Annotated in this window: 14 protein-coding genes; 3 read left to right on the plus strand and 11 right to left on the minus strand. The window is 43.6% G+C overall.

All coding sequences use genetic code 11. The features are described from left to right. Position 1 precedes the first annotated feature (1 nt). The 6 genes from ACQ76V_RS05855 to ACQ76V_RS05880 form a co-directional block, all read right to left on the minus strand. The gene (locus ACQ76V_RS05855) at positions 2-2191 is read right to left on the minus strand and encodes a S9 family peptidase (protein WP_440999551.1); all 2190 of its coding nucleotides are present in this window, start codon (positions 2189-2191) and stop codon (positions 2-4) included. 102 nt (positions 2192-2293) lie between these two features. After that, entirely contained in the window at positions 2294-3145 is an 852-nt protein-coding gene (gene accD, locus ACQ76V_RS05860; protein ID WP_440999552.1) for an acetyl-CoA carboxylase, carboxyltransferase subunit beta, read from the minus strand. Positions 3146-3346: 201 nt separating this feature from the next. Next, positions 3347-5938, minus strand: a complete 2592-nt coding sequence (locus ACQ76V_RS05865; protein WP_440999553.1) for a M14 family metallopeptidase — start codon at positions 5936-5938, stop codon at positions 3347-3349. A 236-nt stretch (positions 5939-6174) separates the two neighbouring features. Continuing rightward, the gene (gene tsaB, locus ACQ76V_RS05870; protein WP_440999554.1) at positions 6175-6834 is read right to left on the minus strand and encodes a tRNA (adenosine(37)-N6)-threonylcarbamoyltransferase complex dimerization subunit type 1 TsaB; all 660 of its coding nucleotides are present in this window, start codon (positions 6832-6834) and stop codon (positions 6175-6177) included. Between the two features lie 34 nt (positions 6835-6868). Further along, positions 6869-8833 (minus strand): DUF3857 domain-containing protein, encoded by a 1965-nt coding sequence (locus ACQ76V_RS05875; RefSeq protein WP_440999555.1) that lies wholly within the window; start codon positions 8831-8833, stop codon positions 6869-6871. 65 nt (positions 8834-8898) lie between these two features. After that, positions 8899-10197, minus strand: coding sequence for a dihydroorotase (locus tag ACQ76V_RS05880; RefSeq protein ID WP_440999556.1), 1299 nt, complete (start codon positions 10195-10197; stop codon positions 8899-8901). A gap of 124 nt (positions 10198-10321) precedes the next feature. Here ACQ76V_RS05880 and xseA point away from each other — a divergent pair, with 124 nt between their 5' ends. The 3 genes from xseA to ACQ76V_RS05895 all read left to right on the plus strand — a co-directional run bounded on the left by xseA (position 10322) and on the right by ACQ76V_RS05895 (position 12714). Beyond that, complete coding sequence (gene xseA, locus ACQ76V_RS05885) at positions 10322-11515, plus strand: exodeoxyribonuclease VII large subunit (protein ID WP_440999557.1); 1194 nt, start codon at positions 10322-10324, stop codon at positions 11513-11515. 57 nt (positions 11516-11572) lie between these two features. Next, complete coding sequence (locus ACQ76V_RS05890; RefSeq protein WP_440999558.1) at positions 11573-12055, plus strand: hypothetical protein; 483 nt, start codon at positions 11573-11575, stop codon at positions 12053-12055. A 104-nt stretch (positions 12056-12159) separates the two neighbouring features. Beyond that, complete coding sequence (locus ACQ76V_RS05895; protein WP_440999559.1) at positions 12160-12714, plus strand: HDIG domain-containing metalloprotein; 555 nt, start codon at positions 12160-12162, stop codon at positions 12712-12714. 6 nt (positions 12715-12720) lie between these two features. Here ACQ76V_RS05895 and pheA read toward each other — a convergent pair whose 3' ends face one another. The 5 genes from pheA to ACQ76V_RS05920 form a co-directional block, all read right to left on the minus strand. Continuing rightward, positions 12721-13872, minus strand: a complete 1152-nt coding sequence (gene pheA, locus ACQ76V_RS05900; RefSeq protein ID WP_440999560.1) for a prephenate dehydratase — start codon at positions 13870-13872, stop codon at positions 12721-12723. A gap of 192 nt (positions 13873-14064) precedes the next feature. Continuing rightward, positions 14065-15183 carry an ABC transporter permease gene (locus ACQ76V_RS05905; RefSeq protein WP_440999561.1) on the minus strand — a complete coding sequence of 373 codons (1119 nt, stop codon included), beginning with the start codon at positions 15181-15183 and terminating at the stop codon, positions 14065-14067. Beyond that, positions 15180-16289: an ABC transporter permease gene (locus ACQ76V_RS05910; protein WP_440999562.1), complete on the minus strand. Its 1110-nt coding sequence runs from the start codon at positions 16287-16289 to the stop codon at positions 15180-15182. Before ACQ76V_RS05910 ends, ACQ76V_RS05905 begins: the two co-directional genes overlap by 4 nt. A gap of 25 nt (positions 16290-16314) precedes the next feature. Beyond that, entirely contained in the window at positions 16315-17061 is a 747-nt protein-coding gene (locus ACQ76V_RS05915) for an ABC transporter ATP-binding protein (RefSeq protein ID WP_440999563.1), read from the minus strand. Next, a complete protein-coding gene (locus ACQ76V_RS05920) occupies positions 17051-17974 on the minus strand; it encodes an ABC transporter ATP-binding protein (RefSeq protein ID WP_440999564.1) in 924 nt (307 codons plus the stop codon). Before ACQ76V_RS05920 ends, ACQ76V_RS05915 begins: the two co-directional genes overlap by 11 nt. Positions 17975-18045: the final 71 nt, after the last annotated feature.

Genomic DNA, 18045 nt, shown 5'->3' on the forward strand with positions numbered 1-18045 from the left:
CTTATAGATTTTCTAAAATAAAATTGCTCATCATTTTATAGAGGTGCTTGCGCGTATTGCCTCCATAAATTGCATGACTTCTATTTGGATAATACATCGACTCAAATTGGACATCTTCTTCCACCAATTTATTGACCAGCGCCACAGAGTTTTGAAAGTGCACATTATCGTCCCCTGTACCATGAATCAATAAATAATCACCATTAATCTGGGCGGCATATGTTATTGGTGATCCTTTGCGATATCCTTCTGGATTCATTTGCGGCGTCTGCATAAACCGTTCGGTGTATATGGTATCATAATAACGCCAGTTTGTTACCGGAGCAACCGCAATGGCAGTATTAAAGATATCACCACCTTGCGCCAACACCAAGCTCGACATATAACCGCCATAGCTCCATCCCCAAATACCCAAACGTTCCTCATCAATAAAATCATACTGTTCCGTCAGATATTTGGCCGCGTCAATCTGGTCTTTCGTTTCGTACTGGCCCAGTTTTTTGTAGGTCTGTTTCTCAAAATCACGGCCGCGAGCCCCCGTACCACGGTTATCAATACTTACCACAACATACCCCTGTTCGGCAATATATTGATGCCACATTGCCCGCTGCCCTGCACTAAATTCTTTTGTAACCGTTTGGCTGCCAGGTCCGCCATAAACATAAAACAACGTTGGATATTCTTTTTCAGGGTCAAAATCGTGCGGTTTCATGATGTATCCGTTAAGTGTAGCTTGCGTTAACGGAATCTCAATATATTCTTTTGACGGCATCGCATATTGTGAGAGTCTATTTGCTAATACTTCATTTTCTTCAAGGAGACGAACTTGCTCACCATCCGACTTATGAAGCGTGTATTTGGGCGGAATAGTCGGTGAAGAAGAGGTCTGTATATAATACTTGTGATCACGACTCATGTTGATCTCATTCCAGCCCTCTCCCTCAGTAAGCTTTTTCTTACCTGATCCATCAATATTGATCGAATACAGTTGACGCTCCAGTGGCGACTCTTCGGTACTCACGTAGTACAGGGTTTGGGACTGCTCATCATATCCTAAAAAGTTCGTTACTTCCCAGTTGCCCTGCGTAATTTGATGTACCATATCACCCGACATATCATACAGATAGATGTGATTATAGCCCGACTCTTCACTGGCATAGAAAAACTGTTCGCCATTTTCTAAAAATTTCAAATCATCATTCACATCCACCCAGGTATCGGCCGTTTCTGTTTTGATGATTTCTGTTTTGCCGGTATTTACATCAGCCAACATTAAATCCTGTTTATTCTGCAGGCGATTCATCCGCCGAACAGCCAATAAATTGGAATCTTTGGTCCAGTTGATACGCGGGATATACTGGTCATTCTCAGATCCTATATCCATCCACTTGGTTTCTTGGGACTGCAAATCATACACCCCAATTTTCACTTCCGAATTTTCTTCGCCCGCCTTAGGATATTTAAAGCGCGTTAAACCAGGATAGAGGCTTCCCCAATCCGTCATAAAAAATTCTTTCACATCAGATTCATCAAAACGGTAAAAGGCAATCTTTTGTCCATCGGGCGACCAATACCAAGCCTTAGCAAAACCAAATTCTTCTTCGTACACCCAGTCGGTTGCACCGTTAATAATATGGTTGAACTTTCCATCATCAGTGATTGCCTTCTCTTCACCGGTCGATAAATTCACTAAATAGAGATTATTATCTTGTACAAAAGCTGCTTTATTTCCTGATGGAGAAAGTTGAGCATATTGCTGTTTTTGATCCGATTGGGTCAGCTTCTGAGTTTCTCCCGTTTCCAAATCATATACAAAGTAGTTTTCCCTGGTACTGCGACGCCAAATCTGTTCGACATCCGTCTTTATAAGCACTTTTTTCTCATCCGCCGAAAACTGATACCCCTGAATAGCAATAGGCTTGGTTCGACCCTCAACCTTCATATCAGAGCTGGCGATCAACACTTCATAATCTCCGGATAATATGTTGTACTTTCGAAGTTCAATATCATTTTGGGTTTGTTGCAGGGCCGTATAAAATTGCCCGTCCTGCATCCAGTTGATATCACGGATACCCTCGGGAGAAAAAGTACCGTCAACCACATGATTGAACCTCAACGAGTCTTTCTCTTGAGCAACAGCAGGTTGGAGTATCCATCCAAAAACAAAAACAAAAATCAATAGTTTTTTCATGTCAAAGGTCTTTAATAAAATGAATGGCGCTCCAAATTTTAGGAGTGCCATTCTAACAATTATTCTTTAGCTGATATATCCTTACTATTAAAAGCTGATTAATTACTCCTCGTATTTATGAAGAAGAATTTTTATCAGGTTGGTAAGCTTATTTTTTATTTGGGGACGAGGTGTTATAAAATCCAGAAATCCGTGATCAAGCAGGTATTCTGATCGCTGAAATCCTTCAGGCAGATCACGACCAATCGTCTGACGTATTACACGCGGGCCGGCAAAACCAATAAGTGCTTCGGGCTCGGCAATATTGAAATCACCAAGCATCGCAAAACTTGCCGTTACCCCACCTGTGGTCGGATTGGTCATCAGCGAAATGTAAGGCACGCCGGACTCTTCCAACTGCGCCAGTTTGGCTGATGTTTTTGCCATCTGCATCAGGCTCAATACACTCTCCATCATACGCGCGCCGCCCGACTGTGAAATAATAATCAGCGGCTTTTCATTTTTTCGAGCATGATCGATCGCCATACCAATGCGTTCACCTACGACCGATCCCATACTTCCACCAATAAAACTGAAGTCCATACAAGTTATAACGACATCGAGCTCGTTCATCTTTCCAATACCTACTCGTACAGCATCCGTTTTACCCGTTTTCTCCTGGTATTCATCCAGGCGATCACTGTACTTCTTGCGATCCTCAAAATCCAGCGGATCAGTAGGCTGGATATCTTGGCCGATTTCCTCAAACTCCCCGTTATCAAACAGAAATGAGAAATATTCGTCACTGCCTATGCGAAAGTGGTATCCACTCAACGGATCCACCCAGTAATTGTCTTCAAGCTCACGGCGGTGAACCGTCTCACCGGTTTTAGGCACTTTTATCCAAACCCCTTCCGGCATCTCTTTACGCTGATCGGTTTGTATGTTCTTGTCCTTACGTTTAAACCAAGCCATGTGTTTCCTAATTTCTTTTTAAATGATTCACAAAAATAACGATTCTGGGTAGAAGCTAAAATCTTTTATTTGTGTAGTTCTTTCGTCTGCATGCTGTATGTTCCGCAGCAGAGCTATGGAACGAGATTTAAAAAGGTGCATATCTTATTGATTATTACATTTTTATTCATCCCTCTACTCCCGGTAAAATACTTCTTATCCTTACAAACTCAGATTCTGACCAAAGAAAATAGCATTCAGAAACAGGCGACTGGTCGTATACCAGTAACTGCGGAAGTTAGGATCATCCGCAAATAAAATGACATTACCACTGCCCTCACTTTTAGCTACTATAGCCGAGGTACCTCGCACCTTATCCAAATTCTCATCATTAATATGTCCGCCTACAAATGGTTTATCTATATATTGGGCAACGGTTCCATATGGGTTTTTACTTTGATCCAAAAACAAACTGCTGTTTTTAATAAATAACTGACGTCGGCCTGATGTGCCGAAAGCAATGGGATTAGATGGATCAATATCCGCTTCTAAAATTGTACCCGGGATAGTACTTGCTCTCCAGCGATCAGCCTGTTCTTCATAGTCATAACGTTTCTTGGATGCGATGGTATCTTCGGGAAAGGTTTTAATTAAATCCTCGCTAACCAACTCTTTCTTGATTGCCCACTTGGAGGCATCTTCGTTGGTGATAAGTACTCCGCCAGAGCGAACCCATCGCTTTAGCTTCTTCACCGTCTCTTTTCTCCAGTTGCCGTAGTTACCATCAACCAGTACAATGGTATTATAACGCTGCAGGTCGGTACCTGGGAATTGACGGCTGCGAATTTTAGTAACATCCATACCTACATGCTTGTTGAGCAAAAACCAGACTTCTCCCACCTCGTAACTGCTGGTACCTTCACCTATGACCATAGCAACTTCAGGTTTATCAATCGGACGAATATTATTGCTCCCCAAGTCGATACCTGAGGGCGTCATTCCAGTATCTACGGAATAAAAAGTAACATTATGACTCTTGGCAGCAGATCGCAGCTTTCGGTAAAGTTCTGCAGGCTTCATGCCCTGTTCACGGACCGATATCACAATAGTGCCATAACCAAATTCCTCTTCACTGCTTGGGGAAATATTAGCTGTGAACGGTTTATGGGCTACCCGCACCGTAAGATCTGAATCCAATAAATCATATAGTGCCGGAGATGCGTTATAATCCGACCATTTTAACAGGTAAGCATAGTCCGTTGCGCCTCCTTTTACGGTTCCACTTCGTTCGGGTAGTTTGGTAACTTTTTGACCTTGAGTAGCATTTTCGTATGATTTTAATTCTTCATATTGAATGCCATATCCATGTACCAGCGACCATCCCGTAATGTCATAAAACACGCTGTCTGGGAAGGAGGTATTGGCTTCAAAAATATCATGAATTACCCGGTATTGAATTTGATCCGTCGGTACCATATAACTGCTTCCGGCTTCGAATTCCTTACCATTTTGTTCTACATCTGAATCCAGCTCATATACATCGAGGAGATGTTTTAACAATAAATCTAAAAACTTCTGCGTCAGTGATGGATCATCTTCATCTCCAAAAACATAAGCTTTTGTGGGTTGTGACCGGGCTTCTTCGAGTGCTGACTGAAAGAAATCTTTCTGATATTCAAACAGTTTTCGTTTCTCATTCACAGCTGCTCGAACAGTAGCAATACCGGTATGCAAGTGTTTGCGAATCGTCGATCGAAATGTAACTTCCCCGGCATTACTTTCCTGAACCAAGCCGCGCGAACTTCCCACTTCAAAGGTTACCCCCACGCCACCTTGAATATCAGGATAGGTTGATCCATAGATTGGAGAAATATTATCAAAAATCTCTTTTGTCCAGTACAGTGATCCAAGCTTATCAAGCGCTTCAGTCTGATATTCAGCAAGCAATGGATTCATTACTTCATAATGGTATTCGGGGATAATCGGATTCCACGTTCGAACCGGTTGCGTCGGCTCTAAATAATAAGTGCTATTCGTTCCCATCTCATGGAAATCAATTTGCACGTTGGGGTACCATCGGTGATAAAAATCGACCCGATTCTCACTCTCTTGCTGCGTTACAGCAAACCAATCTCGATTTAAATCATGAAGAAAGTGATTCGTTCGTCCACGTGGCCAAGCTTGGTTATGCTCAGCATCAGCGGGATCTGCAACCGCAGGGAATGATTTATAACTGTTATGCCAATGGGCCGCGCGATCTCGTCCATCAGGATTCTGAGCAGGATCGATATGGATGACCGACTCATCCAAAAACTCTTGTGTCTCTTCGTTTTCATTGGCAATAAGGTAATAAGCGGTAAGCATCGCCGCTTCACCGCTGGAGGTTTCATCCCCATGAACACTATAATTCAATGCTACAATGGATTTTCCCTCAGCGAGATCCAATACCGGCTCATCGGGATCGAGCAACGTCAAATGCTGCTGACGTATCTTCTCAATATTTTCATGATTGTTCGGTGAAGTGACTGTCAACACTACCTGAGGACGCTTTTCATAAGTTTCACCGATTACCTGAAACGTTGCTTTATTTGATTGTTCAGCCAGCTCCTTCAAATACGCTACAATCCGATCGTGCCGGGTATAATGCGTGCCAATATCATATCCTAAGAACTGCTTTGGCGACGGAATGTTCTTATCCAGCTTCGCCTCATCCATATCCGGAAAATAATAATCATTCTGTGCCAATACCCCAGCAGGCAGACCAATTCCCAGCACTATGATCAAAATTGCACTAACCTTTCGTAAGTTTGTCATCCGTACATTCATTATGGTATCCTTTTATTTTTTTTGATCCGTTTTACTCCTATTTCCTGTTGAGCCTACAAGATAATCTATAGAATCGTTAGTCGAGTTCCCATCCAATGTCACCGATGCACGAACCTATATCAAGTTAATTTACATTTTTTGAAGGCTTTATGAGGTTGCAACCCCGGAGACCCATCCAACCCTGGCAGGGTTATCAATGTTGTAGAGTGACAAATATGAAACGACTAATTTACCTGATTTGAAGTGTAGTACTTGGGTTCAAAGGCTTCCGGATCTTCTTTCTGATAAAAATCATCAACGCCGGATTGGTATAACGCAATAAGCGACTTTGCTGTAATAACTGACTGGTCAAGCGTTTGAGTTTTATGAAGCGCATCCTCAGATATGCGATCCAGTCCCGTTCCAATGACCACATTTCCCGACTGAAGCATCTTTTCGAAAGCCTCAATCGGCAATACTTCTACCTCGTCGTCCGTCTTCAAAGCACCCTCTTGAAAAAGAAACTGCTGATGATATACGTGCACGCGTCGGGCATCAATGATGCTATGAATGGTTTGAGCGTTGGGATATTTTTGATGCGCCTGCATCGCAAATGACGCCAGTGTATTTATTCCGTACAGCGGTACCTCAGTCTGAAAAAGCAATCCTTTTACCGCGCTGGCGCTAATGCGTAACCCGGTGTACGATCCCGGCCCTTCGCTGACAAGTACGGCATCCAAATCCCGAACAGAAAAATTATGGTCATCCTTCAGTGCTTCAATGAACAAGAAAAGCTGTTCCGAATGTGAACCACGCTGCTCGGTGCGACGTTCATGAATATTTCCATGCTCATCGCAAAACGCCACCGAACAAACATCCGTCGCAGTTTCTAAGGCAAGAATCATAGTGCTATTTTAAAATTAGATGCAAAGAAATACGTTAATCTTCAATAAGCCATGCCGTGTTGCTGAGATCCACCCACCGTTTATATAGCTTGTAAAGTGATGGAAAATAATCCGCAGAGAAGTTACGCTGATCAATATTTATCTGATACCGATAGTTAAGCCGGCCGTTCTCCGTATCGTAACGCTCGACAAATTCCGCACCCGAAAATTTGATCGTCCTATCCTGACCCACATCAACCGAAAAACCGGATGGCAAACGTATCGAAAATGAAAGGTCAAGTTGTTCGGGAGCATCGAGCGTAATGGGAAGATTGCGATCAGGGCCTGAAAATGGATTCTCTGACCGGTATCCCACCACCAATGGCTGATATCGCAACCCATCCGTAAAACTTACTGCGTAATCATCAATTCTAAATTGAGCTGAAAGTTCTACCGGGGGTCCGAAATTCTCGATATTAGATACAGTTACCTCGCTGATTTCCATCTGCGGATAACCATCAAATAATGTTTGGCGAAGCAAGCCGGCATCCGATACTCCATCCGCTTTTTTTTGACGGGCTATCTGTGCAGGATAACCGCCCTGTTCGGCCTCAACAGTACCGATCAACGAACCATCTCTTTGCAGCTCAGCATCAATATTCACCTGAATATCAAACAAACTTTTATCAGGATTAATATCGATCCACTCATATGATTGACGCCTTAACACCAGCCCGCGGTTACCATAACTATCCATTGGAATAAGCCCCGGTTGACTATAGGGAAAACCGGCATCCATTATAAATACTTCATCCCCAATTCGCGACTGCACCATCAATCCGTTGAATTGATAAAAAGAGGGAAAATCCATATTAATTTTACCTGCCCGTCGCGTCGAAATAAGTACCGGGTTGGCCTCAATCCCAGCCCCATGCAGCATCGCTACCAAAACCTGGTTTATGGCCGCCTGATCAGCTGATTTTCCAGCCAAAACCTCCCGGTCCGCCATATCACTAAGCGGTGTATTGGCACCGGAAAAGTTAACACGATCATTAACGTACCGATAAATTGAACGCTGTATTTCAATTTGAGAAGAACCCTGCATACTTTGAGCGATTGAATCACCCACCGCCCTTGCTCGACTGTTTAACGCTATACGTTCCCATGGATTCGTTTTGTCACGAATACGAGCTACGACAACCTCCCAATTATTTTCCAGCTGTTGTCTTGGGATACCAAATTCACTCAGCAAAAACTTTATTTTTCCACGGTAATCATCCAGCGAAGATATATAGGCCTCTTCCTCCACAGCAGGGATATCACGTGCCATCCATCGCTCCTTAACAATAGGAGCAGGCTGTGGAATCGTAAACACCTTTGGAACCGAACTGGTATCAGTATACACAATATCGTTCTTCAGCTCCCCCTCAAAATTTTCGGTATATGACTCGTAACGCAGATATTTGGGATAGGTAATCGTAAGGCGGGCATTTTCAGTTGGCACCTTGTGGGACAAATAAAAATCGGGAAGCTCCTCGATGTATCGGCGCTCGATGGTGTACTGATATTCGATAACAGCCCCATCTTCAACCGCCGGCATAGCAAATTCTTTGACATTATAACGCGAATTAACGTTGATCGTACGAATGTCCTGTTCCGTTACTCCCATTCGCTGACCGGATGGCAAATAGGTATACGCCTGCAGCGAGGTGATGCGTTCCATATCATTTTTAAAGTAATAGGGAATTGCTATGATTGAAGCCTCCCGGACCGAAGCATCAAATATTTTGATACGAATATGATGCTCCAGCACAGCAACGATAGATTCTTCCGCTTCCCGGAACGATACATCCAATTCCTTATTGGTAATTTTATAAGGCACGCTGTCAGACTCCGAAACCTGCATTTGAAATAGCGAATCGGGAATAACGCCGAATTCCGCATCGGATATTTCTTGGGCAAAACCGTTGCCGATACTAATCCAAAACAAAAAACCAATAATAGCAGCGAGTCGAATCAAATAAAATAGTCTTAGTTTATAGTTAGAACAGAGTAACGCATAATTGGACAGATCATTCTCCGAGATTAAATTTCATTGATCTCGAACTGCCCTTTGTTATAAATAGCCTCGGCCCGCCCTTTTAGCGTTTCTCCCAAGTATGGGGAGTTCTTTGATTTGGAATGAACCCTGTCTTTATCAAAGGTCCACTTCTCATCTACATTAAAAAGCGTAAGATTTGCCGTTGCACCTTCTTTTATTTTTGGGATATCCAGATTTAAAATCTCCCGCGGTTTATCCACAAATTTTGTCACTAATGTTTGCAGATCAAGTACATCAGAATCAAGTAACCGTTTTACGCTAATGCTCCAAGCGGTTTCCAAACCAATAATTCCGTTCGGCGCATAAATAAATTCCACTTCTTTTTCTTCGATGGCATGCGGGGCATGATCCGTGCAAATAGCATCAATCGTTCCGTCCGCCAATCCCTCAATCATGGCATCTACATCTTCCTGAGTTCGCAGCGGGGGATGCATTTTTACATTTGTATCAAAATCTCGGCGCTCAATTTCCTCATCTGTCAAATCAAAGTGATGGGGACAAACTTCGGTCGTTACGTTGATACCATTGGCTTTTGCACGCCGAACCAGCTCTACCGCTTTAGCCGTACTGATATGAGCCACGTGAATATGTCCGCCGGTAAATTCAGCGAGCAAAATATCACGGGCAATCATCGTCTCCTCAGCAATGGCGGGCGTCCCATCAATACCAAGTCGCGCCGACACTTTTCCCTCATGCATATGTCCCGGACGTGAAAGTTTAAGATCCTCCTCATGATTGATAATTGGCATATCCAACATCGAGGAATACTCCAGGGCCACACGCATCAGCTGCGAATTATATACCGGATCACCATCATCACTGAACGCAACGGCACCGCCCTCTTTCATGTCCCCCATCTCCGCAATCGATTCACCTTCGCGCTCTTTTGAAACGCAACCGATAGGATGAACTTCTACAGCCAGATCTTCTGCTTTTTTCTTGATAAACTCTACCACATCACGCGTATGGATGGGCGGATTCGTATTGGGCATGCAAGCCACCTCCGTAAACCCGCCAAAAGCCGCGGCGGAACAACCTGTTTCGATGGTCTCTTTGTGCTCGTAGCCCGGCTCACGCAGGTGGACGTGCATATCCATCCACCCACCTGAAATATAGGCACCCTCCGCATCATGGATTTGCTCATCTCTATCTTTGGAATCCAGATCGGTACCAATTTCAATAATGGTTCCATCGGCAATACGGATATCGACCGTATCCGAACCGTCGAAATCACCGCCGACGGGATTTACGTTCTGAAGCAGTAAATTAGGCGTGTAACTCATAAAAAATTTCCGTTATTTTTGTGAGCAAATATACATGTTTTCTACAGAATTCAATAATAGCTATAGATCTACACCGATAACGCAATCTGTTTTCATCCGTGTACATCTGTGACCTAAATTTGTTATGGCTCAATCAGATCTTTTTACGCCAAAAGTCCTCTCGGTTTCTGAATTAACCGGTGAAATTAAGGCAATGCTGGAGGGGAACTTCCTCGATATCAAAGTCGAGGGCGAAGTCAGTAATGCCTCTACCAGCAGAGCCGGACATACCTACTTTACCATCAAAGACGAAGATGCCCAGCTGTCAGCTGTAATCTGGCGGGGCGTAAATCAGCGATTGGGCATTGAACTTGAAGACGGCCAGCAAATCATAGCCGGAGGTGATATCCAAGTCTATCCGCCACATGGTAAATATCAGCTTATCGTGCGGTCTCTGGAGCAAGCAGGCAAAGGGGCTCTGCAGGAAGCTTTTGAAAAGCTCAAAACAGAACTCAAGGAAGAAGGACTTTTTGATGATGAGCATAAAAAGGCCTTGCCGAAATTCCCATTTAAAATTGGCGTTGTTACTTCGGCAACGGGTGCCGCTTTTCATGATATCCGTGATACACTTGAACGACGCTGGCCGGTGGCAGAAGTACTACTCCATCACGCAAGTGTACAGGGCGTCAATGCTGCACCGGAGCTCGTTAAAGCCATTAACTGGTTTTCGGATCGACAAAATGTGGATGTGCTCATTATCGGACGCGGCGGGGGATCGCTCGAAGACCTTTGGCCCTTTAACGAGGAGGCAGTCGCCCGAGCGTTGTTCAACTGTAAGGTTCCGACCATCAGTGCCGTGGGCCATGAGGTGGATTTCAGCATCTCGGATTTTGTAGCTGATACCCGTGCGGCCACGCCTACCCAGGCTCCAATCATTGCCACACCGGATATCAATGAAGTACGCATGTTTGCTGATGATTTAACCACGCGACTCCACGATATCGTCAAGCAGCGAACCACCGATCAAAAAGAGCGTATTCAGCAGCTGGTGCAATCACACGCCCTGCAAGCGGTGCAACAGAAGGTGAACAATAACCATGAACGGGTAAACAATCTGGTTGAACGCCTACAACATCGGCGGGAAGTTCATTTCATAAAAAAGCATGATAAGCTAAAAGAGTTACGTCACCGGTTAGAACTAAAAAATCCCAATACCGCCCTTAATCAGGGGTATTCACGTATCTGGCAGGATGATGAATGGATTCGGTCGGTTGATGATTTTGATGCTGAAAAAGAAGCAACCATTGAGTGGAGAGATGGCCAATCCATCGTTAATTAAGGAAATTTCATTTAAAAAACGCTATGTTGAAATAACCATTATAAAAAAGTCGGAATTATGTTTGAGCAATATCGCATACAGATCAACTACAAAAACCGTGAGCGCCAAATTCTTAATGCCCTGCTGGCTTTAGCCACCGGCTGCCTCACCCTTATTTATCCCAACTTTTTGTACTTAATTGCAGGTGGGTACCTCCTGGCCTTGGGATTACTGTTTATCACATTTCGTATTTCCCCCACACTTTCGGCCATACCCATCGTAACCGGAATACTTATTTTCATTTTTCCTGAGCTTATCCCGGTTATGTTTGCAGCCTTTTTAGGGTTGTTCGGTTTTGTACTGTTATTCGCGTTTCAATTTTCCATTATGGGGGTACTTACGCTAATCATAGCATTGCTAATCATTACAAATCCCGATTCGGTAGCCTACCTGATTGCTACATTTTTACTTATTTACTCGGTCTCTAATCTGATTCGACTTTATCAGGACTGGCAAAATAAGGGTGGTGGCCCCGGCAGTGGAGAAGTCAGGGTTCAATAATGCTTTAGTTTTAAAATCATTCGACAGAGTTCACAAATTTTTATTACTCCAAAAGTAATCGTAACTCAGTAATTGAAATACAATCAGCCAAAGAGAATACTATTATGAAGAACCGAGATGAATCTGTAGCATTATTACAGCAATATATTGAAAACGAAAATTTAAGGAATCATTGCCACATGGTTGCCGCTGCCATGGAAGCCTATGCTCACAAACTGGATAAATTCCACGAAGAGGTCGAAGCATGGTGGACGGCCGGCCTGCTTCATGATCTGGATTGGGAGAAGTTTCCCAAAGACCATCCCCAAAAAGCTGTTGAGGAAATTCTTCCGGAAGAAGGATATCCAGAGGCAATTATTAATGCGGTTGAAGCACATGCCCCTGAACGTACCGGACGCGAACCGGAAACCGAAATAGAACGTTACCTATTCGCCTGCGATGAACTGTCCGGATTTATGAATGCCGTTTCCCTGGTACGTCCCAACGGCTTTGCAGATATGCGCATAAAATCAGTGACTAAAAAGCTTAAAGACAGTAGCTTTGCCGCGGATGTGCCGCGCGAGGATATTAAAAAAGGTGCAGCGTTAATTGATACTGAGCTTAATGATCATATCGCCTTTTTAATCGAAGTGTTCAAACAAGAAGCTCAAACTGAATAGAGGTGTTTACTCATTCAGAGCTCCTACCTGTGCAGGATAACAACCCAGCACTTTCAGCGAGCTGGCTTCCTGCTCTAACTCTTGGAGGGCCACGCGAATCTCAGGGCTTGCAATATTTCCCTCTATATCCAGATAAAATTGATACTTCCATGGTTCATTGGGCTTGGGACGTGATTCAAGCTTCGTCATATCAATGCCATGATCGGCAAGAATATTCAGGCAGCCGACCAGCGCTCCCTGCTCGTGGGTAGTCACCATTAAAAGCGATGTTTTGCATGGAATTTGTCGATCAATTTCTACCGCCTGAGGTCCTACCACTACAAAACGGGTAAAATTCTCGGATTGATTGGCTAAATCCCGTTTCAAAATTTTGAGTCCATAAATTTCAGCAGCATAACTTCCGGCAATGGCGGCCTGAGATAGATCCCCGTCCTCGAGTACTTTCTTCGCTGACATAGCCGTATCGATATACGACTCCACCTTACAGTCATGCAGTGTTGCCAAAAAGTTACTGCATTGTGCTATCGCCTGAGGATGTGACATAATGCGACGAATCCGATTCATGGGAACTTCCTCTAATGCCAGTAGGCAGTGAATGATCCGTATAGCCTCTTCCCCCACTATATGCAATTCGTCATCCGCCAATAAATCGTAGGTTTCGCGAATGGAACCGGCCGTGGTATTTTCGATAGGTAAGATCGCATAATCTACTTTTTGCTCTTTCACTGCCTCGGCGGCTTGACGAAAGGTGTCGTAGCCAAAACAATCGACCTGCGCGTAACGCTCTTCGAAATGACGAAAAGCTGCCTGATGACTAAAGGCTCCATCCGTCCCCTGATAAGCCACTCGAACGGTATCTGCATTCTTTTGTTCATTCTGATGATCAACCAGCGAATGGGTCTGAAATCGTACTGAATGATGGATAATATCCTTAAAAAGCTGCTCGGCAAAATAGCGATCGAGTCCCTCTTGACGAGCTAATTTCGTTATTTTTTCCAACAGTTCTTCTTCCCGCTTGTTATCACGAATCCTGGATTTTTTGTCAAGTTTTAGCTCCGATATTTCGCGTACCAGTTTTTGTCGTTTTGCCAAAGCCTCAACAATGGCCTTATCGGTTTCATCGAGCAGTTTTCGGATGGAATCGAGTTTATCAGACATTAAAATAAATCACAATTAGATTGAATGAGAAAAAGGTAGAATATTGTATTGCCAACTTTAATAAAAATATAATTATCTAAGCCCCTTTGACTGAATATAAATCATCAGGCTCCAATATTAAGAATAAAGCTCCCCATTTGAAGGAGCTCCATCCAATTGGTAATTAATGAGGAGATATATCAGAGCAAAATATCAAGATGTCGACTTGCGATACCTGAAGATTGCAGCGGGCAGAATAACCCCCGCCATAACAGTTAACAAGCCAACCAAGTGCTGTACTTCACTCCAACCGGCACCTTTCAGTAAAACCATCCGCATAATTTTAATAAAGTGGGCGACAGGATTAAATAATGTCAGCTCTTGTGCCCACACCGGCATACTTTCTATGGGGGTGAACAGTCCGCCCATGAGGATGAAAACGACCATCAGGAACCAAGCAATGAACATGGCTTGCTGTTGCGTATTAGTGATGGTGGATATAAAAAGCCCCAATCCTTCCACCACAAGTAAATAGATTCCCGCTATTAAAAATAGTAGCCAAACACTTCCAACGAAGGGTATTCCAAATCCAAACCGTGCAATTACCAACCCCAGGGCAAGTTCAAATAACCCGATAATCCAGAATGGCAATAATTTTCCCGTAATAAATTGATACCGACTTATAGGAGTTACATTTAGCTGTTCAATGGTGCCAATCTCTCGTTCACGCACAATATTCATCCCCGATAAAAACATCCCAATCATCGAAACAAGCACCACTAAAATGCCGGGTACCATATATTGTATATAATCAAGATTAGGATTGTACCAGCTGGCGGGTATGACTTCAATACTCTGCCGGTTGGTAAACTCCATACTTCGTACGTTTGGACGAATTTCGGTGTTAAAATCCTGTATAATTGAACGCCCATAGCCTTGGATGAGTCCTGCCGTCGTGCCGTCCACGGCGTCAATATTCATTTGTACTGAAGTAGCCCCTCCCGATTGTAAATGTTGTTCGAAATCCTGTGGAATCACCAACGTCAACCGTACATCATTACTACGCATTTTCTCAGTCCCATCTCCCACATCAAATGAACTGCTTTCCAGGGTAAAGTATCCCGATGCCTGAAATTTCTGTACCAATTCGCGGGAAGCAGACGATTGATCAAAATCGACCAAATGGAAGTTTACTTCCCGGAGCTCATATGTTGCCGCAAAAGATAGGATAACTAACTGCACCACCGGCATCAGGAAGATAATTGGCAGCATTCCCTTGTTACGGAAAATCTGCAGGAACTCTTTTTGTAAAAGAAATTTTACCGTTCTCATTGCAGTCTCACCTTAAAATTCTTTACGCTAAGTGCTATAAATCCTAAAGTCATCAAAAACAATATCAGCGTTTCTTTCCACAGCAGAAGCAAACTTGAATCTTTAAGCATAATGCTGCGCACAATCACCAGAAACCAGCGAGCCGGAATAATATTACTGAACCATTGTAGTGGCCATGGCATGCTGGAAATGGGGAAGATAAAACCCGATAAAAGTACCGTTGGCAATAATAAACCCGCCAATGCTACCATCATTGCTGTCTGCTGATCATTGGCCTTCGTAGAGATAAATACTCCGAGCGCCAATGCAGTAAAAATGAAAAGCAATGATTCCGCCATAAAAAGACCGTATGAGCCACGAAACGGAACCACGAACACCCACGCTGCCAGTGCTAATACGGTGAGCACATTTACAAAAGCCAATACCAGATAGGGTAACACTTTCCCAATAATAATCTGCGCCGGGCGCAATGGCGAAACGAGTAAAATCTCCATATTTCCCATCTCTTTTTCACGGGTGATTGAAATGGACGTCATTAATGCAGATATTAGCATCAATATTACGGCTATAAGTCCCGGCACAAATAAGTTTACACTTTCCAGCTGCGGATTAAATAACATATTGGCATTTGCACTTACTCCCTTATTGTTCACATCGGGCAACCCACTTCCCCGCTGCTGCCAATCTACAATAATGGAGGTCGAATACTGCTGTATAAGCTGTGCTAAATTAGGATTGGAAGCATCGGTGATAATATTGACCGCAGGCTGTTCCCCGCGCTCTAATTTCCGGGCAAAGTCAGATTCAAAAACAACAACTTCATTTATTTCGCCCTGCTGGAACAGCTCTTCAATTTCATTATATCCCCTTATAGCCCCTTCCACCGAAAAGTAATTGGATGCATTTATTTTACTCGTAATCTGACGCGTTACCGCATCATGGGAGTTATCAAGGACCGCCACTTTCGCATTCTCGACTTCATTGCGAATAGCAAAACCAAATAAAAGCATCTGGATAATGGGCATACCAAACAACACCAACAACGTCCTCTTGTCGCGGTAAATCTGTTTAAATTCTTTGACTACGAAACCTTTAAATGAGCTCATAATTGGGCTATGCTAAGTACTTTTTCTATCCTTCGCCTCGCTTTGCTCCTCGTGCCAGCTGAATAAATACTTCCTCAATATCAACAGCCTTAAACTCCTCTTTTAATGCGGCCGGATTATCTAAGGCATCAATACGACCATCTACCATGATGGAAACCCGATCACAATACTCCGCCTCATCCATATAGTGTGTTGTCACAAATACGGTTGTTCCTTCCTCTGCCACTTTATAAATCTGCTCCCAGAACTGTCGTCGTGTTATCGGATCAACCCCACCCGTGGGCTCATCCAGAAAAACGATTTGAGGCTCGTGTATTAACGCCACAGAAAAAGCCAGCTTTTGCTTCCATCCCAATGGCAAGGAGCCTATTTTCTTTTTTTGAAGCTCCTGCATACCCAGCCTCTCAATCAGCTGTTGTGACTTTTGACTAATCACATTATTTGAAAGTCCGTAAATACCCCCATACAGCCGAATATTCTCACGCACCGTCAAATCCTCATACAGCGAGAACTTTTGACTCATGTATCCAATCTGCTTTTTGACCTGCTCGGCTTGCTTTTCCACGTCAAAACCGGCTACCCATGCCTTTCCTTCCGTTGGAGCCAACAAGCCTGTCAACATGCGCATGGCCGTTGTCTTTCCCGCACCATTGCCCCCCAGAAATCCAAAAATTTCTCCACGCTCCACCTCGAATGAGATGTGATCCACAGCCGTAAAATCACCGAACTTTCGCGTCAAATTTTCTACCTTTATTATAGAATCATCCATCATCAACCTCCTGCATCATCAACCGCATAAATGTATCTTCAATATCCGGTGCAATTTTCTTTACCCGGGGATTATTGATTCCATTAGCCTTCAAATAATTCATCAATTCATCCCTGTTAACATCGGTTCGCTGATCGGTGTAGTGAATATATTCTCCAAACGGCTGTACCGATTCCGCATATTTATAATTTCGGAGAACTTGTATTAATCGATATTTATTAGCGGATGCGACTGCCCACAGATCATTATCAAATTGATTGGTGATCGCTTCAGGGGTATCGATGGATAGGATGTTGCCCTCCTGCATTAATGCTACGCGATCACACTGTTCGGCTTCATCCATATAGGGCGTGGAAACTAAAATCGTAATATTTTCTTCTTTGAGGTGATGCAGCATCTGCCAAAATTCCTTCCGCGAAACCGCATCCACGCCTGTGGTGGGCTCATCTAAAAACAGTACCTTCGGCTTATGGATGAGCGCACAGCTCAGCGCCAGTTTTTGCTTCATGCCTCCGGAAAGCGCTCCGGCCATTCGATCCTTAAACGGTTCAAGTTGGCTGAATATCGGTTTTATGAGATCATAGTTGGCCTCAATGGTCGTACCAAAAACGGAAGCGAAAAAAGAAAGATTTTCTTCTACCGACAAATCTTGGTAAAGCGAAAAACGCCCCGGCATATACCCTACTTTGGGTCGTATCTTTTTATAGTCAGAAACGATATCCAATCCCAATACCGATCCGTTCCCGGAATCAGGTTTCAGCAATGTCGTAAGAATCCGAAACAGCGTTGTTTTTCCAGCCCCATCGGGCCCAATGAGTCCAAAGAGCTCTCCCTCTTCTACTTCAAAAGAAATTCCCTTTACAGCTTTGGTCTTGCCGTAGGTTTTAATAAGATTTTTAATCTTGATCGGTTTCATATCGTTGTCTTAAGCAAGATGTCATGCTGAATTAATTTCAGCATCTATAATTAAATTATAAGTGATACTTA

This window comes from Fodinibius sp. SL11 (assembly GCF_052060035.1).
In the GTDB taxonomy this organism is placed as follows: Bacteria; Bacteroidota; Rhodothermia; order Balneolales; family Balneolaceae; genus Fodinibius.